Origin of the sequence: Paenibacillus pinihumi DSM 23905 = JCM 16419, assembly GCF_000422505.1 — a bacterium.
GTDB lineage: Bacteria > Bacillota > Bacilli > Paenibacillales > Paenibacillaceae > Paenibacillus_D > Paenibacillus_D pinihumi.
In genome coordinates this window covers 141,398-160,816 of record NZ_AULX01000012.1, presented here as the reverse complement: position 1 = coordinate 160,816, position 19,419 = coordinate 141,398, and the positions used below count along the sequence as shown (strand labels likewise).

General features: G+C 37.3%; 15 protein-coding genes. All 15 read right to left on the bottom strand.

What is annotated here, in order from left to right; all coding sequences use genetic code 11:
* Positions 1–23: 23 nt before the first annotated feature.
* On the bottom strand, positions 24–3,671 hold the full coding sequence (locus tag H583_RS0103185) for an S-layer homology domain-containing protein (RefSeq protein ID WP_154665789.1): 3,648 nt from the start codon (positions 3,669–3,671) through the stop codon (positions 24–26).
* A 236-nt stretch (positions 3,672–3,907) separates the two neighbouring features.
* On the bottom strand, positions 3,908–4,918 hold the full coding sequence (locus H583_RS0103180) for a copper amine oxidase N-terminal domain-containing protein (protein ID WP_028559198.1): 1,011 nt from the start codon (positions 4,916–4,918) through the stop codon (positions 3,908–3,910).
* 58 nt (positions 4,919–4,976) lie between these two features.
* Positions 4,977–5,825: a hypothetical protein gene (locus tag H583_RS0103175; protein WP_028559197.1), complete on the bottom strand. Its 849-nt coding sequence runs from the start codon at positions 5,823–5,825 to the stop codon at positions 4,977–4,979.
* Between the two features lie 42 nt (positions 5,826–5,867).
* Positions 5,868–6,785, bottom strand: coding sequence for a UTP--glucose-1-phosphate uridylyltransferase GalU (gene galU / locus H583_RS0103170; RefSeq protein WP_028559196.1), 918 nt, complete (start codon positions 6,783–6,785; stop codon positions 5,868–5,870).
* Between the two features lie 18 nt (positions 6,786–6,803).
* Positions 6,804–8,339: a murein biosynthesis integral membrane protein MurJ gene (gene murJ / locus H583_RS31735; protein WP_051235914.1), complete on the bottom strand. Its 1,536-nt coding sequence runs from the start codon at positions 8,337–8,339 to the stop codon at positions 6,804–6,806.
* 54 nt (positions 8,340–8,393) lie between these two features.
* A complete protein-coding gene (locus H583_RS0103160; protein ID WP_028559195.1) occupies positions 8,394–9,530 on the bottom strand; it encodes a glycosyltransferase family 4 protein in 1,137 nt (378 codons plus the stop codon).
* Complete coding sequence (locus H583_RS0103155; protein ID WP_028559194.1) at positions 9,505–10,824, bottom strand: O-antigen ligase family protein; 1,320 nt, start codon at positions 10,822–10,824, stop codon at positions 9,505–9,507. The genes H583_RS0103160 and H583_RS0103155 overlap by 26 nt, the downstream gene beginning before the upstream one ends.
* 41 nt (positions 10,825–10,865) lie before the next feature.
* Complete coding sequence (locus H583_RS0103150; RefSeq protein ID WP_028559193.1) at positions 10,866–11,939, bottom strand: glycosyltransferase; 1,074 nt, start codon at positions 11,937–11,939, stop codon at positions 10,866–10,868.
* Entirely contained in the window at positions 11,939–13,327 is a 1,389-nt protein-coding gene (locus H583_RS0103145; RefSeq protein WP_245585831.1) for a UDP-glucose dehydrogenase family protein, read from the bottom strand. The genes H583_RS0103150 and H583_RS0103145 overlap by 1 nt, the downstream gene beginning before the upstream one ends.
* A complete protein-coding gene (locus tag H583_RS0103140; RefSeq protein WP_028559191.1) occupies positions 13,281–14,444 on the bottom strand; it encodes a glycosyltransferase family 2 protein in 1,164 nt (387 codons plus the stop codon). The genes H583_RS0103145 and H583_RS0103140 overlap by 47 nt, the downstream gene beginning before the upstream one ends.
* 1 nt (position 14,445) lies before the next feature.
* A complete protein-coding gene (locus tag H583_RS0103135; RefSeq protein ID WP_028559190.1) occupies positions 14,446–15,603 on the bottom strand; it encodes a LegC family aminotransferase in 1,158 nt (385 codons plus the stop codon).
* A 7-nt stretch (positions 15,604–15,610) separates the two neighbouring features.
* On the bottom strand, positions 15,611–16,228 hold the full coding sequence (locus H583_RS0103130) for an acetyltransferase (protein ID WP_028559189.1): 618 nt from the start codon (positions 16,226–16,228) through the stop codon (positions 15,611–15,613).
* Between the two features lie 24 nt (positions 16,229–16,252).
* Positions 16,253–16,873, bottom strand: a complete 621-nt coding sequence (locus tag H583_RS0103125) for a sugar transferase (RefSeq protein ID WP_028559188.1) — start codon at positions 16,871–16,873, stop codon at positions 16,253–16,255.
* 19 nt (positions 16,874–16,892) lie between these two features.
* Positions 16,893–17,549: a hypothetical protein gene (locus H583_RS35085; RefSeq protein WP_028559187.1), complete on the bottom strand. Its 657-nt coding sequence runs from the start codon at positions 17,547–17,549 to the stop codon at positions 16,893–16,895.
* 40 nt (positions 17,550–17,589) lie between these two features.
* Positions 17,590–19,410, bottom strand: a complete 1,821-nt coding sequence (locus tag H583_RS0103115) for a nucleoside-diphosphate sugar epimerase/dehydratase (RefSeq protein WP_028559186.1) — start codon at positions 19,408–19,410, stop codon at positions 17,590–17,592.
* Positions 19,411–19,419 lie beyond the last annotated feature (9 nt).

Here is a 19,419-nt window from a genome sequence, read left to right as displayed (position 1 = left end):
GGTTGCTGAATATGGGGTTAAGATTAGCTTTCTTCTGCAGGCTGAACCGGCTCAAATGGTGAGTCCGGGGTTTCTTGTTCTATGATCGGCAGCCAAGGGCCTGGTCCTCCGTTATATCTCTCTTGCAGGTAGGAGTAAGCAGGATCAAAATCCTGGCGCTGAACAACATAGCCTATCGGCTTCCTCTGAGCGTCGTAGAAGATGACATAGATAAACAAATTCGGTGCATCAGGGGCCGGGTTCTGGTAAAGATGATCCGTTTGAAACTGGCCGTCCTGAATTTTGCCTGTGGCCTTCGTCTCCTGTACCGTTACAGGATACGGTTCTTTAGTGGCTGTAAATATAGGACGGCTATGAATGGAATAATAGTGGGCTTGCCAAAGGAGCGGACTGGGCTCCTTATCCCGGCTCCAACTGATTTGCCATCCGTACCATAATACACGGTCCCAAAACAAATTTATTGGAAGGTTATGCTGCTCAATCTCATCCTTCGTCAATCTCTTCAATGATATCTGATCAGAACTTATACGCTGTAACGGAGTTAAATCATACGCATAAGCCCGCTTCGCTTCCTTCACGCCATTTCTCTCTATAGATACATAGAAGGTCCCGGGGCCTCCCGGATTCAGCAATTCCTGTGGCAACAAGCATTGCCACTGCTTACAGCTATAGAGCGGTTCCTGATCATTTTCATTTTTGTAAATTAAAATTATATCTTCGGGATTAAAGAAGGCACTGGTGAAAAAATAAGTCGGCCTGATCTCCCCTGTCCCAGGGGAAGGATAATACGAAATGCCGATATGGGTTACCAGTTGAAAATCATAGGTGTACATAAATACGACTATATAATTCCGTTGCGCAAACTCCGTATCGACCCTAAATTCAATAGAAAACGGCAGAGACGGCATCTGAGAATCAAATCCGATTTGAAACTCATTGGTATTTACCTTTGTTACTTCTGACCAGGATTCCCCATAATCTATCCTATAACTCACGCTTGCCTTGGGGGACTTAGCATTTAGTTTTACAGGAATGGACTTAAACCCCTTAGAGTCTGTCACCGGTACATAGTACACGGTTACTTCTGGGTCAAATGGCTTAGGGTTTCCATTAGTATCTGACAAAGTAAAGCCCTCTAATTCAAAATGTTCCAGGCTGGCATCCATATCTTCGTCATAATCTTGCTCGTCCTGTGTATTACGGATAGCTTTGAAGCCCTCAGGGACATTGTTCTGATTAAATTGAACCAGTTGAACGACATAACCGAGCGGCTGCCTGTCTTTGTCGTAGAAGTACACATACGCATACCGATCATATATAACTTTGGAATCCCCATTATTCCACAATGTCAGTTCTTGACCGCTCAACTCGGGATTAACCTCGGTATCTACAGGAGCCAGACGATACATCAGATTAGGCAGCACCTTTGCATCATCGATTGTAGGGACATATGATTGAGGATTTTCGCCCTGTGTTCCAAAAGTGGAAATGGAGTAATACTGGGCCTCTTGTGGAATAAAATCCGTTTTGCGGCTATCCCATTGGAATTTAACTCCGCTTACCGGTTTGTAGCCAGAGCCCGCATCGGTATTCCTTGCAAGCTCATCTCTGGTAAGAGGCTTAATGCCCAGGTCAGCATTCTGGCTGAGTTTTGCTAACCGTTGCGCCTGATATACATAGGAAACATTAAGCTTCTCCCCATTATACTTTACAATCGACATATCTAACTGAACTTCCCCTTGACTCTGCTGCAGTTGCAGCTGACAATCCAAGAAGCCGTAATAAACAGGGCAAGTTGCAATCGTTTGACCATTGTGAGTAACGGTAACCTGATCTCCGGTATTAAACCTTTCGCTCATTAAATAATATCTGTAGAACAAAGTACCATCGGGATAATAATAATGGGCAGTTAGCACCTTGATGTCTTCTTTCAATATAGAAGCATTCTTCATAAAGATGTTATAGCGGGTAAGCTTGTTCGTTTTAACCTCCACGGACACATGGGCATTTTGTTTGAGCTTTAGAGGAATATCCAAGCTGTAGAAGCTTGCGGCAAGCGGGCGAATTATCTCCTCACTGCCGTCCGAGTAGGTCACAATTACGCTTACCTCTGCGTCCTTTTTCACAGGCGTAAACTCGATCGTCTGGCTGGGAGACGGCTCGTCTACAGGGACCGATACTTCATAATTGTTAACTGTCCCCTTAAATCCTTTACCAATAATTTCGTATCCCTCACCGCGTTGAAGCAAAGTGCCATCTTTCACAACAAGATTGCTCAGTCGGCTGTCATCCGTTTCTGTACCATTGCCGGGATTTGGCCCGGGCGCGCCTCCCCCGCCGCCACCTCCGAAGAAACCACCACCAGCGTTGGATTTCCCTTTGTCGATGAATACCGGTTTGACCTTAAAGGTGGTGCTCTCAGCTTCTTTACTAATTAGGGCGGACTGGATTTTGCCTTCCCCCGTGAAGGCAGATTTGGCATGCAGCTCCACACGATTCAGACTTGCAGTCTTGTCCAGCTCAAACGTGCCGTCTTTGGCATTCTTATCGACGACAAGACGATCAATTGTTCCTTTTGATGCACTCAGCTTTATCCCTACGCCACGAACGTCAATCTGACCAAAACTTCCCTGGAATTGAAGCTCACTCTTGGCAGGGATTATAGAATCAATTTCGATCTTTTTTAAACCATCTAACGATATGGTTGTATTCTCCACTTTCGCTGGAGATTGCAGGATGAGCCTGCTAACAATCGTCAAACCGGAGGTATGCAGCCTAAGTGGCCCGCCCTGCTTGTTCACAATAACGGCACCAAGATTGGAGTCCTGTACGTGGATGGAGTTCGGTCCGCCACCTTTGATTGTTGTTGCACCATGTACGGTTACATTGACCAGGCTGGCATCCCCTTCGCCTACTTCTTCCGAAATAAGCAAATCGCCCTTTATAATTACATTTTGCAACGTTACCGATGCACTCTTGATCGTAGCATTACCGGGTATGGTCAGTGTTCCTTCTTTTGGACCGTACGTCCCCTTCTTGGTATAGACCACATTTTTGTTTGCCGCATATACATCAAGCGCATTGCTAATCGCAACAACGGCCTCGGCGCGGGTTAGAGGCGCAGCTGGACGAAATTGATTGGACGTATCGCCCTTCATAATGTTTTGACTGATCAGATATGCAACGGAGCTGCGGCTCCAGCTTGCAATTTGCTCCCGATCCTTGAATGCAGGAAGCTCAGCAGTCTTATTCTCCCCATTTTGAAGAAGCTTGGCCAACATAACAGCAGTCTCCTGGCGTGCCGCCGGGCGGTCCGGGGATACCTTATCTCCGCCAGTACCACTCAGGTAACCATTTGCAATCGCAGTGGCAATTGCATTCTTCGCCCAGTGAGTCGACGGCAAATCTGAGAACTTTGCGTCACTTGCTCCCTTTAATTCAAAAGCTTTGTTAATCAGAGCGGCGAGCTCTGCACGGCTTACTTCTTTATTAGGCTTGACAGTCCCGTCTTTGTACCCCGTCAGCCAGCCTCTATCCAGCCATTCTTTTAATGCTTTCTCAGCCCAGTGGCCGCGAATATCGCTGGCTTCGGCTGCGTGCAGCGGTATACTGCCCGCCAGCATTGCCAGCATAATAAGCATGCTTGCAGACCATAATCTCGTTCTCCTCAATGTGTACCTCTCCCTTATATGCTCTCTTGTACCAAGTGCTTATCTACTTGGAAAATTTAGTAGAAAAGAACCATATGTGAACATAGTAGCATGAAAAGGTTAATTTTACCAATATGATTTTGTAAATTACAGCTAATCAAAAAAAGCTTGAAAAGCGCCAGATCAAATAGCGCTTTTCAAGCTTAAAAATGATGCTTATAAATAAAAAACTATCAGACTGTTACCAGAAACAAGCATTAGCCTGTCATGCCTTCTAAAACTTCTTTGCCGTCTTTGACTTGCTTTTCAAAAGTATCCCGATATTGTTGGAGAATATCTGTACTATAACCATTGCTAGTAAGCTGTGATTCAACTGAGCTCAAGATATTTTCAAACTTGGTCGTACACTCATCCAACTTTGCCTGGCCCCTGTTCAAGGCTTCTTCTTTTGTAATCTTTTTTGCAATAAGGTCGCCCGCGATAGCCATCATGCTATTCTTACAGCTTGTTTCCAGAGCTTCAAGTTGAGATTGAGCATTCGCTGTAATAGATTCGTAGCTTGGTTTGTTTGGCTGATTATTACCACCATTATTGCCACCAGGATTGCCGCCTCCACCTGGATTAGTTGTGCCGCCAGAATTGCCTGACCCGCCATTTCCTGTAGATGGATTCGTCGGATTTGTTGGTGTAGTATTTCCGCCATTAGGATTTTCAGCTTGAGGTCGGGAGGATTTAGCCGATATCTTGTTATCCTTTTGGTTCCAAGTGATTTGAATGCCAGAGGACTCAGACATAAAACGGACAGGAACATATAAAGAACCATCCAGGATATACGCAGATTGTCCAACTGGAAGTTTCATTTCCTTGCCATTAAATATGAATTTGGCTTGCTTTTCTACCAGCCTTTTAGAAATCCCCACTTTGGATGCATTTTCGCCATCCTTTGCTGTCAGGGCTGCGAGATATTGTTGAAGCCGAGCCTGCTCCTCCTTTGAAGGATTGCTGACCGAAACCGTTGACTTGGCATTATCCCAGTTTACATTTTTCTGAAGAGCGTAGGAGACAAAGCGAACTGGCACATAAGTCGTTCCTTTTAGCATAAATACAAATTGGCCGTCAGGCAGCTTCAATGTTTTTCCGTCAAACACCATCTGTACTTCAACAGACTTTGTAGCAACCACAGCTGGCGCCGCGGCAGCAGCCATAGTCGGAATGACTAGCATCAAGGCAATGAGTAAAGCAACGACTTTCATTTTCGTTTTAGACATGGGATACCTCTTTTCATAAATATGTAGGATGAGTAACATCCAATTCACTACAAGAGCGTTAGTTAAACATCGATTTTAATTGTTCCAAAGCATCATTGTAGCTATCCTGACGGGTCTCATTGTACTCTTGCTTCCACGCATCAATGACACCGGTAGAAATGTGCCTCTCCTGAAACTCGTCCCGGGCATTGGCGACAATTTCATTAAACGTACCTTCACAGCTTCCTTCAGCACTAATGACAGAGACAAGCAACTTCTTTTTTGCACTGTTAGCAGCATCCTCGTCACCATCTTTTTGTGCCTGCTTAATGCTCTCCTTAGCCTGACCGATCAAGTTGTTGACACTTGACTTACAACTGGACTTTAGTGCTGTAAGCTTCTTTCTGTGTTGCGCAATGACACCCTGCTTCTCTGCATCCGTTACAGAGGTCGAGGAATCGTTACTGGTTGAAGATACTCCTGAATCGGATGTGTCAGAAGATTTAGTTCCTGTTGCTGGGGCATTAGGGTTGGAATGTGCAGAGTTAGATGAATTAATCTGCCCCTGATTTTGATCATCATCTTTGACTTGTGGCGGCACTTCATTTGTAAACTGATTTTCTGGCTGTTTAGTGTCAGAGGAATGAACATCGTTACTTGGTGAGTTAGTTGGAGATAAATGTCCTGTATCAGGCTGATCTTTTAGCTGATTTTCAGATTGCTGATTCACAGGTTCAAAAATTTTCTCCTGATTTTGATTATTTAGCTTTTCATCTGCACTTAGTAGCGGAGAAGCGACCTTTTGTTTGCCTTCACTCCAATATAAGCTTCCAACCGTGATGCCAACTGCAAGCACAATAATAGCCGCACTCCACACCTTCTTTGTCGAAGATTGGCGCTTATTGGGCTGAAGAGATTGTTTTTCCATATCACCCTCCTAATTATGGAATTCACTATATTTAGACGCTTTTTAGGGGTGTTTAGTTGCGCTAATGGCAACTTCTTCAAATGCCTGGCCTGCCTCTCTCTCGGCAAGTTTCAGCAAATATTGCAAAAATTCGTCTCTCAGATCTTCGCGGCGCAGGGCAAACTCTACTGTTGCTTCAAGGAAGCCTTGTTTGTCACCAACATCATATCTGCGGCCTTCAAACTTATATGCATACATGGCTTCTTTATGCGAAAGCTCTTGAAGTGCATCTGTCAGTTGGATTTCCCCGCCCTTGCCGGGTGCGGTAGTTTCGAGAATATCAAAGATTGCGGGATTGATTATGTATCTGCCCAGGATGGCTATATTGGACGGAGCTTCTTCCATAAGAGGTTTTTCAATGAGGTTTTTGACCTTGTACACGCGGTCTTCAATATGCTTGCCTTCCAGCACTCCATATTTACTAACATCCTGAAGCGGAACCGCTTGAACCCCAAGAACGGAAGTCTTGTACTCTTCATAAACCTCAATCATCTGTCTTAAACACGGTTTGTCCGCGTAGACAATATCGTCGCCAAGAAGGACAGCAAAGGGCTCATTGCCGATAAAGCTTTTTGCGCAATAGATGGCATGTCCAAGCCCTCTGGGTTCCTTTTGTCTAATGTAATGAATATTGACCATGTTCGAGATTTTTTGGACTTCTTCAAGGAGATCATGCTTCCCTTTGGATTCCAGTTCAAGTTCCAGTTCTACGGACTTGTCGAAATGGTCTTCGATGGATTTCTTATTTCTCCCCGTGATTACCAGTATTTCTTCAATTCCGGATTCAACCGCCTCTTCAATAATATATTGAAGGGTCGGTTTATCTACGATCGGCAGCATTTCCTTTGGCTGCGCTTTGGTAGCCGGCAGGAAGCGAGTTCCTAGGCCGGCTGCTGGGATTATGGCTTTGCGTACTTTCACGGGAAAGTCCTCCTTCTTCTAACTTCTTGATAAACGCTTATCAATTATTTTTTTCAAAATATTAATTTCTTCAATTTTAAATATAATTATTCCAACTAAATACATTAAAAATCCTATTAATATACTCAAAGTAACGGATAATAAGTTTGAAGGAATTAAAGAATAGGTAAATTCGTAACAGTAATGAACAATAAAGCCCATAATAACACTTAAAAATGACACTTTCAAAAAGGTATAAAATATTTCCTTTAGTCCAAATGCACCAATTTTGTTTTGAAGGTTAAACATTAGCAACAGAGTCCCTATTATTCCTGATAATGATGTAGCAAGAGCCAAACCGCCTAAACCCATATAAGGCGCTAAAACAAGCGAAAAAATTATATTTAGAATTACTGCAATAGAGCCGTTTATCATAGCAGTTTTTGTATCTTTTATTGCATAAAAAGCTCGACTCAATACATTTCTTAACAAGAAACCGATTAATCCTATTGTATAAAATAGTAATGCCACTGCTGTCATTTCGCTTGCTGTACTGTCAAACATTCCTCTTTCAAAAATTAACTTTACAATTGGAAGACGAAGAACTATAAATCCTACAGATGCAGGTAAAATAATGATTACGGAAATATTTATAGTATTCTTTAACATCCTTTTAAAAAGTTCATCTTGCCCTGCAGAAAAATATTTTGACATTGATGTGTAAAAAACAGAAACGATTGCTGCAGAAAGTAAGCCTATTATGAATAAGCTCAAACGATTAGAAAAATTAAGTGCTGCGATACTACCTTCTTCAAGTCCCGAGGCCATTATTTGGTTAACCATAGTATTGATCTGCTGAATGCCTGAACCAATCAATATTGGCACAATTAGGATCCCAACTTTTCTAAGACCTTCGTTATTAATATCAAAATTGACTTTAAATCTATAACCTAACTTTTTTGTGAATGGGTACTGTAAAATAATTTGCAATAATGTTCCTAAAACAAAAGCTACTGCAACTCCTGATATTCCAAATGATTCTGTGAAGAAGAACATGGTGATAATCATAATGAAATTCATTGGAAAGCCAATAGTAGCAGGAACAAGAAAACTCCCATGACTTTGTAATTTTGAGCTACTTAACGTTACAATAGCAGTTAATACAATCACAGGTAACAGTATTTGAGTCAATTGGACCGTTAAGACATGCGCTTCAGTAGTAAAATTGGGTGCAAATAAGTTCACAAGCTCACTGGTATAAACAAATCCTAAAATACAAAGAATAATTGTTAGACTTAAAGTTATTGTATAAATAACACTTAAAAAATTATTTGTCTCTTGCTTTTTGTTTTTTTGTAGATAATCTGCCATAATAGGAATAAAAGTTGTGCCTAATGCAGATAGTATTAGACCTGTAAAAACACCAACAATTGATTGAGCCATAATAAATGCATCGGAGTTAACTGTTGTACCATATTTGTTAGCTAAAACAATATCCCTAAAAAAACCTGTAAACTTACTCAGAAGAGTAATTAGTGTTATTAATATGGCAGCATTTGCAATTTTTTTTGACATAGTTAAACTCCTGAGGGTCTTTTGGTATGTTTAAAGGTCAAATTTAATAGAAATCTAAATTTTTTCATATAAATTATTGTATGCTTTAATATTACTCCTATACCCAAAATAATTATGATAACGTTTATAAAAAAGTTCCTTAGTTTTCAAAATTTCTTTATAGTTACACATTTTTGATCTTAAAATATTTAAAAGCTCATCTGAATGTGAATATAAATATTCACTATTCCCAATAACTTCAGATAGCCCATCAACATTTCGTCCTATCACTATATTTTTCCTCGCCATCGCTTCTACAGCAGTCCTTCCAAAGGATTCCCATTTTGATGTCAAAATAAAACAATCCATTGCATAATAAACTTCCTCAACCTCATTAATATTAAGATTAATATATATTTTAACTTTATCTTCTCCGATTTTCCCCTTCAAATCCTCACAATATTTTATAACTTCATCCATATTTTTTTGCGTTCCATCTGTTCCTATAACTAGCATATATACATAATCATTGAATTCATTGCTACATTTTTCAATTATTTCCGTTGCCAGTGCCCAATCTTTTTGAGGACTAAATCTACCACAAAAACCAATCACTGTTCTATCATCTTCAATTTTATATTTTTCTCTAATTAATTGTCTTTTTTCATCGGTATAAATATCAAAGGATTTTCCAGCAGTATTATATATTACTTCAAACTTACCAGAATTTTCATGGAATTTTTTATATGTTTTTTTGTAATTCAACAAATTATGGTTAGTAGTTGTTATTATTTTATTAGCTTTATTGATTAAGCTATTAATGGAGAAAGTTGTAACTTTACCATATAATCCATAAACTCCTCTATCAGTATAGACTATTTTAACATTGCGAATCAGTTTTAAACTAATCAGAATATTCATAACTACAAGGGTTGATGGCATTTGGATATGAATTATATCTGGTTTAATTTTTTTAATTGCTTTTGAGATATCTCTTGACATCATTATTAAATCAATGATTTTTTTACCCCTAACTATAAAATTCTCATATCTATTTAGAACATAATGATTTTCATTTATTTTTGTCCCGCTAGGCGTTATTAAGTAAAAATCATATTGGTTTGACAATTCATTAAGCAATATTTTCATAGATTCTTGTGCCCCACCTGGGCTGGAAATGTCAACATCACTCAAGTACACTATTTTTTTCATGATTTACTCCAGTTTCTAATTTTTTGTTACTACTATTACATGCTATTTCAAGGTGAAAATAAAGACACCAGAAATAAAAAGAAAATGGATTGTTATGAAATATGTCATTAGCAAAGCCGCATATAATAAACATAAGCATGATCAGAAATAATATCCGGGCTTCAACTAAATTATCTTTACTTCTAATGATAATATTCTTAATAGTCCTTACTAAAAAATATATGAAAAAAATAAGGCCAAGCAATCCCAACTCTCCGAAGAAAGATATATAAGAATTCTCTACTCTCATCACTTTATCCGATTGATACTTTGAATCCGAGTTTGAAGTTCCCAATCCTGAACCCCAAAAATAAAATAATCCACCTTCTGAAAGAACAGTTGTAATGTATTGATTCCAATTATCTAACCTAACATTTTCTTTCACATAATTACCCTCAATATGACCAAACCTTGTCTTTATATTTTCAATATTGTTTTCAGGCAACATTTGAAAAACCACTGATAAAAAAAATAGAATGGCAACACCTACAGTGATAGAACGAATAGTAAAGAAATATCTCCTAGAATAAAACACATATATTAAAACCGTTATAGCAGCAACAATATATGACATTCTAGAAAATGTTAAAAGAATAACAGCCAACGTATAAAAAATGGTAACCAATTTCACTAGAAAGAATATATAATTTTTACTTTTATTAAAGAGTATAAATGCTAGAAATATATTCAGAAAAAAACCCAAATTAATTGGATTATATAAAAGTGAAACTAAACGAATTCCAGTTTGCCCCAATAAATCTCTATGAATATTTACAAAATCATTTTGATATAAAATGATTAATAATCGATCTCCCAATAGCAATTCTAAAACTGAAAAAAACAAAATTATATACCCTTGAATTACAAAAATTCTTTTAAAAAATTGAAAATTGTTGTTTGAGTTATATTTATTATTCTTAAAGTAAATAATTACTAATAATGAAATTAATGGATAGAAAAAGACTAAACGGAATTTTAAAAAAGATGTTATAGGATCTAAAATAGATATAAAAACATGAAAAAGTCCATAAATAATAAAAGATAATAATAGAAGATTAGAAATTGACAATTTTACGCTCTTTTGTTTTAGTACACTAGCAAGCAAAAACAAAATTAAAAAAGTAATTAATCCATCCCTAACTATACTAACAGTACTACCTAGAATCATACTTGATAAAACAGATATAAAAGGAATCATTATTGCTAAAATAGTTAATAAAGCTAGTATAATTTTGTTAGATTTCAGTGTGCTCATAATAACACCATATTAATAAAATTTACTTGCATAATACAGCTTCATCCTTCACTTATTAATTCTTTTAACTTTTCAGAATCATCTTCAAAGAAAATACTTTCTTTGTAATTCCTCATTTTAGAAACTTTAGTAGATAAGTCAGATCTATCATTTAATATATGTAATATTTTAGCCTTTATTTCATTTTTGTCATATGGATTCACAGTATACCCGATATTTTGCTCCTCAACCAATTCACCTGCCTTAGTTGAATTGGGGAAAATTCCTGGGGTCTCAAAATAAATTGACTCAAAATATTTATTTGGCATTACAAACTTCTTATTACTATTTTCTGTATTAGGATATACAGACCACACCAAGTCAGTATTAGCGTATAATTCCCCTATTAAATTATAATTAAATTGCCCAGTTATAACTACATTCGGAAAATTACAATCTTTTACGTATTTTATTAAGCGTTCATTATCAGCTCCGCTGCCATGAATTTTTATCTCAACATTACTTAAGTCTTTAGTAGCTTCTAATAAATTTTTTAAAATATCAAAAAATCTAACCGCGCCAATAAATGAAATTCTAAAAACAACAGATTCTGTGTTCTCATATTTTGGGAGGAATCTCGGAATTTTGTTTTCCAGTACAATTATTTTCCTTTTGAAACACGGATATTTATCTTCAAAAAATCGTGATGCTAAAATCATACTATCAACATTTTTAAGGCTTATTCTTTCAATGGCCTCAAGTGAATACTTAACTAGAGAATTACTTGTACTAATCATATCTCTATTTTCATATATTAAATTAAAATGAAATTTCTTCTTAATAAATGAAGCCAGAAATAACATATCCCAATTAGATGCAATTACTATTTCAGGTTTAAATGAAAGTATTTCTTTTTTTATGAAACTATAATATTGAAACATATACTTAAGTTTTTTGAATCGACTACCATATGGTGCAATTCTATTAAATATTTGATAATCAGTATTAGTAATTGTGTCTTTTGTTCTATTCCAAGTAATCACTTTAACATGATGATCTTTATTAATCACTTTAATAATTCTTTCATTCCTACTATTAATTGGATAGCTACTATCTAAAAATATGACTTTCTTCATTAATTACCTACCCCAATATAGATAAAATCATCTAGTTTCCTTTCTCTTTTAGAGTATATATTACGTAGATCAAAAAAATAATTCCCATTCATATTTTCTCTAATTTTACTCAAATTCATCCCTCTAAATTGATGCCATTCAGTCATAATTACTATCGCCTCTGCATCCTTAGAAACTTCATACTCATCATTCATATATTTAATATTATTACCTAGATGTTCAAGTCTCCATTTTGCTTCTTTCATACCTTGAGGACAATATGCTTGTATTTTAGCTCCCGCTTTAATCAATCCTTCAATAATATCAATAGACGGTGCATCCCTCATATCGTCAGTTTCTGGTTTAAAAGATAAACCCAAGACTCCAATAATTTTACCATCAAGTCGTCCATCAATACTCATATTGTTAACAATTTTATGTACCATTTTTATCTTCTGTTTCTCATTAGCTTTAATAGCCGCTTCTATAACCAACATTTCTTCATCATTTTTTCTTCCAATATCTGCAATAGCCTTAGTATCCTTAGGGAAACAGGAACCTCCGTAACCCGGTCCAGCGTGTAAAAATTTAGGAGAAATTCTCCCATCCATCCCCATTGCCCTAGCAACCTCTTGAACATTAGCCCCAACTTTCTCGGCCAATAATGCCATCTCATTAATAAAACTGATTTTTACTGCGAGAAAAGCATTTGATGCATATTTTATTAGTTCAGCTGTTTCAATATTTGTGAAAACAAAAGGGGTTTGATTTATATACAATACATCATAGACGCTTTTCATAGTTGCTCTTGCTTTATCGGAGTCAGTTCCTATAACGACTCTATCAGGTTTTAAGCAATCCTGAACTGCTTTTCCTTCTCTTAAAAACTCTGGATTAGATACAACTTCATATGGTATGTCTTTTTCTCGCTCACTCAAAATTCGAGAAATAGTATTATTGACCATTTCACCTGTCCCTACAGGAACTGTAGATTTGTTGACAATCACTTTGTAGTCATTCATATGGATTGCAATATCTGTCGCAGCTTGTAGTACATATTTTAGGTCTGCACTTCCATCATCTTTTGGTGGAGTACCAACCGCAATAAAAATAACATCACTTTTTGAAACAGTTTCCTGGATATCTGTAGTGAAATGTAATCTTTTCTCTTTAAAGTTTTTATCCATCAACTCCTTTAATCCAGGTTCATATATAGGTAGTTCACCTCTTTTTAATTGAATAATTTTCTCTTCAGCTACATCCATACAAATTACATTCATACCAAACTCCGCCAGTATAACTCCCTGAACTAACCCTACATAGCCAGTCCCTATTACTCCTATATTCATTTTAAATCCACCTTTATCTTGTAGTTTCAGCTTTGTCCCAAAAGGGTTTTGATCTTCCACTAATTTGTCTCATTGCACCCACTAATTGAGCCGCTATAGTCATAGTATAATAATACGGATAATAAAATATTTTGTGATTGAATCCAAATATCAATTTACATCCTGCAAGGAAATAAAACAAAATTTGCAACACAAAAGTAATTAAATAAAATTTGTTTTCTATACTCAAAATCAGATTCGTAATCAATGCACTTAAGTGAAAAAGAAACAATGAATATCTGAGAGTCCTGTGCCCTAAGTAGAAATAACTAAACCAACCATTTTTAAAAACATTATATTTTTTTATGTTTCCAAAAATGAAAGTCAGAATCTCTCGATTCATTCTTACCTTTCTTTTGAATTCATCTCCAGAAGTTTCTCCTGCCTTCTCATAGGCAACCGCATTTGAATTATAAATAGCTCTTTTCTGATTAATACCTGCAAAAATAGGCATGGCAGAATCATGACAAGCGATAGGATTAAAATCCACATAATCAATTCTTCTTATTGCATATATTGCTCCATTACCAGCTGTAATCGTTTGAATATCAGACTCTATTTGTCTCATAAACAAATCATATTGCCAATAATTATTTTCAGTATTACTTGATGCAAACTCTAAATTATTTACATATTGCAATCTTCCTGTAACATATACAATATCCTTTGATATGAATGAAGAAACAAGGTAATTTACAGCTTCACTATCTAACATCGCATTAGCATCGCTAAATACCAAAATCTCGCCTTTAGCTATTTTAACTGCTTCATTTTGAGCATTAGTTTTTCCTTTTCTTTGCTGAACTTTATACAACTTTATAATATGATTCCGATTATTTTCAATAAAACTGGTTACAATTTCATTTGTTTTATCTGTACTATTATCAGAAGCAATAATTATTTCAACTAATTCTGCAGGATAGTTCAAGTTGATTAAGTTTATCAACTTATTTTCGATAACTGTTTCTTCATTGTGAGCTGGAATTATTATTGTGACAGATGGTTTAGATTGGGCGTTAGCCACCGCTTTCTTATTTCTAATACAATTCTTTATTAACCATAGAGAAACGGGATAACCTATAAAACAATAAAAAATAAGAAACAAGCTTATCCAGAAAATAAAACTAATTATTCCCATTTTAATCTCCCAACCTTTTTAAAACTTCCATTACTTGTTCCTGTTTCAAATTGCTACTGCATGGAATGTTTAATAGCCTTTCTTCATAGAAGATAGCATTTTCAATCCTATAAGACTGATTAGCGCAGTAAGGCTTCTGTTTATGTATCAATCCCCATAGAGGTCTAGTTTGTATCCCAAAATTATTCAATTGAATTAGTAATTCATCTCTGTTGACCTTATACTGTTCCTCTACTATTAATGAATAAAACCAATGGTTTGCTCTTGTGTCCTTTCTAAACGATAATAGCCCCAAGCCCTCAATATGCTCTATTCCATTACTGTAGAGGTTATAATTATTGATTTTTGTATCAATAAAACTTTCTAATTGGTCAATCTGATGTGTGCCAAATGCAGCTTGAATGTTCGTCATTCTATAATTGTATCCCACTTCATCATGTGTAAAATAAAGAGGGTCTGTTTTTGCTTGGACAGAAAGAAAGGATATCTCTTCTAATAGTTCTCCATTATTAGATACGATCATCCCTCCTCCACCGGTTGTTATAATTTTATTTGCGTTAAATGAATATACCCCTATATCACCGATTGTTCCGCAATGACGATAAGCGAATGTTCCATCTTTATAATATGACCCCAAAGCTTCCGTAGCATCTTCAAGCAACTTTAGATTATATTTTTCTTTAATTTCCATTAATCGTTCCATACTAGCTGGATTTCCAAAAACATGAACAACAATTATTGCCTTAATTTTTTTCCCTGTGGATTTATTAATTACTGTACCATCTGTAAACTGACATTCTTCTTCCAAAAAGGCTTCCAATTTATTCACATCTAAATTTAAAGTATCGTCACAGTCCATAAAAACTGGCTCTGCTCCAAGATATTTCACCGGATTAACTGCAGCTATAAAGGTTAATGTCGGGACGATGACTTCGTCACCGTATTCCACTCCAAGCACCTTCAATGCAAGATGAAGCCCGGCTGTTCCACTTTGGCACGACACCGCTCTTTCAGTGCCAACATAAGCTGCTACTTTTTTTTCAAACTCTTCAATGAAACGCCCGCCGGTTGAGACCCAGCCTGTTTCAATAGTTTCTCTCAAATTCTCTAGTATGTCTAACGAAAGATTAGGTACAGATAATGGAATGACTTGACTCAAAATTTATTCACACTCCAAGTTGCTTTTTTATTTTGGCAGGTACCCCCGCCGCCATTACATAATTGGGAATATTTTTAGTAACTACGCTCCCAGCTGCGATAATTACTCCTCTCCCAATGCTAACATTATTAATTACTTTTGCTCCTAAGCCAATCCAACTAAACTCGTCTACTGATACGGAGCCTCCTAACCTCACCCCAGGTGATAAATGTACAGAATTATTGATTGTACAATCGTGATCCACACTTACCGCAGTATTTATTATGCAGTGTTTTCCTATTGAAGAATCACAGTTGATAATTGCACCAGGCATAACTACTGTACCTTCATCAATACTACTTTGAGAACTAATTATCGCATTTGGATGAACTAAAGTCGGGATTGAGTATCCAGCAACTTTTAATCGACTGTTCCATTCCGTTCTTAATCGGTTATCTCCGAATGCTGAAAAAGCATATTGATAGCGATTCAAAAACAACTCGTACTTACTGGTATTGCCTATTGTGTTAGTTAGGTCTTCATTATCATCCAGGAATGAAACTTCATCCCATTGATTCATTAAAACTGCTATTTCAGCAACCACTTTACCGTGGCCACCTGCTCCTAAAATAAGTAATTTGGGCATTATTTCATTCACCGACCATTTTTATTATAAGCCAGATTCCACGTCACCTGTAAAAGGCTGCATGGTATTATCAGAAGAAGAGTTTATATCCTTACTTTTTAAAACATTATATATTGTAAGTAGCAAAATTTTGATATCAAGACTTAGAGATTGATGTTCTACATACCAAACATCCAGTTTAAATTTTTCTTTCCAACTTATAGAATTACGCCCATTAACTTGTGCCCATCCTGAGATTCCTGGCATTACTTCATGTCTTCTGGATTGCTCTGGGGTATAGTAGTCTAAATATTTTACCAAGAGAGGACGTGGGCCAATAAAACTCATTTCACCACGCAAAATATTAATTAATTGGGGTAATTCATCAATACTTGTTTTGCGTAAAACATTACCTACTCTAGTCATACGCTCCATATCAGATAATGCCCTGCCGTCTTTCTCCATTTCAGTTGCCATTGTTCTGAATTTCAGCACTGTAAAAATACGAGAATTCTTCCCAGGTCTATTCTGTTTAAATAGTGCTGGACCTCTAGACTCCATTTTAATTGCAAAAACTGCAAATAACATAATTGGAGAAGCAATCACTAGAAGAAGAACAGCAAATACTATATCAATTAATCTTTTCACATAAGGATATAATTTCACTTTTTAAACCCCATCAATATTATTTGTCTTTCTTTACCTCATCATATTGTCTTCCTTGACTCACACCATATTTCTTAGCTATCTCAATCAATTCATTATACTCATCTTCAGAAAGCTTCTCTAACATCAGCGTCCTGGCTTCCTTTTTCTTCTCCTTGCTCAACCCTCCACTCGCTAACTGCTGAAGAGTCTTAATGTCCTCCAAACTCAGCTTGGAAAGCAGTATTGAGGTTACCTTGGCTTTCTCAGATACAGTAGCTGTTTCCTGTATCTCTTTTGCTTTATCTACAGAAACGTTAGGATTATATTTCTCCTCACCTTTGCTTAGTGTCTTGGAGCCATCATCCTGTTTGGTTTCATTTTTGTCTGGTTTAGTTAGAGTATCTTCGTTTTCTTTAGCAGTTCCCTCAGAAGGAGTATTTTCCTCATTCTTCTCAGACTTCTTCTCTGAATTAGAAGGAATATCTTCCTTCTCAACCTTGTCATTTTCTTGCGTTTGGCCGCCCTCTGCTTCTTTATCACTATTAAGCATCGAGCTCTCCATCTCCGCAATGACACTATTTGAGAAGGAAGACAGGAACTTATCAATCACATAGTTTGCTGTAATCAGACCGCCTATTCCAAGAACTAGCACAATAGAGAACACCACAATTAAAATTTTATGCCACCGCTTCATGTTCGTGTGTCACTCCTTTATCAAATCCACTTAGTTCTGCCTAAGACACATGCTGATACATCGGTACAAGATTCTCAATAATGTCCTTGACGGAACCATGGCCATCTTGTATCACTTTCTCAAAGCGCTTGAATTCCAGTTCCAAATGAGTGCGATTAATTTCTGTCGGCTTGCCTATGTATATTCTGTCATGTTGTGTGGAGTCCACCGCTTCTTCACTAGTCAATAGCTCTTCAAACAATTTCTCACCTTCACGAATTCCAGAAAACTCAATTGGAATTTCGGTATAAGGCTCATAACCGGAAAGCCGAATCAAATCCTCTGCAAGGGTAACGATTTTAACCGGCTTGCCCATATCCAGCACAAAGATTTCTCCACCCTTGGCAAATGAACCAGCTTGGATAACCAGTTGTACAGCCTCAGGTATTGTCATAAAATAACGAATCATGTCGGGATGAGTCACCGTTACCGGTCCGCCACGAATGATTTGTTCCTTAAACCTAGGAATCACACTGCCGCGGCTGCCTAACACATTTCCAAACCGGACAGCGACAAATTTGGTTTTGCTTATAGCATCCAAACTCTGCACATACATCTCCGCAATTCGCTTGGTTGCGCCCATAATGCTGGTTGGATTAACAGCCTTATCAGAGGAAATCATTACGAAGCGCTCTGCGCCATACTTATCTGCACAATCCGCAACATTTTTTGTACCAAAAACATTATTCTTAACAGCCTCTGACGGATTGCGCTCCATCAATGGAACATGCTTATGCGCCGCCGCATGAAAGACTACCTGCGGGCGGAATCTTTTAAAAACTTGATCCATTCGTTCCCTGTCTTGAATGTCTGCAATAACAGTCTCAATATGAAGCCACGGGAACTTTGTCCTTAACTCCATCTCAATCAAATAAATACTATTTTCCCCATGGCCTAGCAATAATAGCGTATCTGGCGAGAACGTAGATATTTGTCGGCATAGCTCAGAGCCTATAGAACCTCCGGCTCCTGTAACGAGAACAACCTTATCCTGTACGTAATTCGCTATGCCTTCCAAGTCACTGACAACCGGATCTCTTCCCAGCAAGTCTTCAACTTCAACATCTCGGATAGCTTTGACAGATATCTTACCGGTAATGAGATCGTTAATAGCTGGAATCATCTTGACTTTAGCACCAGTAGCCAATGCCAGATTGATTAAAGCGGAAATTTCCTTCTTTGGAGCTGATGGCATTGCAATAATAAATTGCGCAACACCATACTTCTCTACAACTTCTTGAATTTCATTCCTTGAACCAAGTACGGGTACGCCAAGAATATGCATTCTCTGTTTTTCAGCTGCATCATCCATGAAACCTACCAGTTCCCAGTCCGTGAATGCCGGATTCGTCAACTCTCTGGCTATCAATACTCCGCAATCACCGGCTCCAATGATTACAACGCGTGACTTTTCTCCAGCGTCATTAAACCGGTTGGAACGAAATACTCTCCACCCAAACCGTACTGCCCCCATTAGTATTAACATGGTCTCCAATGTACGGATCATGATTGCGACGGATACAACCTCCTGTAGAATCAACACAGGGATTAACCAAGAAAGAATACCCCCAATTGTAACCGCTTTGACAATGGCAATGATTTCTCCAATACTCGCATACTGCCACATTCTGTGGTAAAGACGGAAGTAATAAAGGCTACCACCACAAAGCAAGGTTGAACCCAGCCCATAGACAAGCATTTGAGAGTAATACGTATCTGGAATAGCACCATCAAATCGCAGCACGTACGAAATGTAAATACTAAACCAAATAATAGCGATATCTATTAATAATAGAACCGAGAGCCTCCACCTCTTGTTCATGGTTTCCCC

What these genes read in the sequence shown, in the direction of transcription:
- H583_RS0103115 (WP_028559186.1), bottom strand. Translation starts at nt 19,410, where the DNA reads ATGAACAAGAGGTGGAGGCTCTCGGTTCTATTATTAATAGATATCGCT.
- murJ (WP_051235914.1), bottom strand. Translation starts at nt 8,339, where the DNA reads ATGTCAAAAAAAATTGCAAATGCTGCCATATTAATAACACTAATTACT.
- H583_RS0103130 (WP_028559189.1), bottom strand. Translation starts at nt 16,228, where the DNA reads ATGCCCAAATTACTTATTTTAGGAGCAGGTGGCCACGGTAAAGTGGTT.
- H583_RS0103160 (WP_028559195.1), bottom strand. Translation starts at nt 9,530, where the DNA reads ATGAAAAAAATAGTGTACTTGAGTGATGTTGACATTTCCAGCCCAGGT.
- H583_RS0103150 (WP_028559193.1), bottom strand. Translation starts at nt 11,939, where the DNA reads ATGAAGAAAGTCATATTTTTAGATAGTAGCTATCCAATTAATAGTAGG.
- H583_RS0103175 (WP_028559197.1), bottom strand. Translation starts at nt 5,825, where the DNA reads ATGGAAAAACAATCTCTTCAGCCCAATAAGCGCCAATCTTCGACAAAG.
- H583_RS0103180 (WP_028559198.1), bottom strand. Translation starts at nt 4,918, where the DNA reads ATGTCTAAAACGAAAATGAAAGTCGTTGCTTTACTCATTGCCTTGATG.
- H583_RS35085 (WP_028559187.1), bottom strand. Translation starts at nt 17,549, where the DNA reads ATGAAGCGGTGGCATAAAATTTTAATTGTGGTGTTCTCTATTGTGCTA.
- H583_RS0103140 (WP_028559191.1), bottom strand. Translation starts at nt 14,444, where the DNA reads ATGGGAATAATTAGTTTTATTTTCTGGATAAGCTTGTTTCTTATTTTT.
- H583_RS0103155 (WP_028559194.1), bottom strand. Translation starts at nt 10,824, where the DNA reads ATGAGCACACTGAAATCTAACAAAATTATACTAGCTTTATTAACTATT.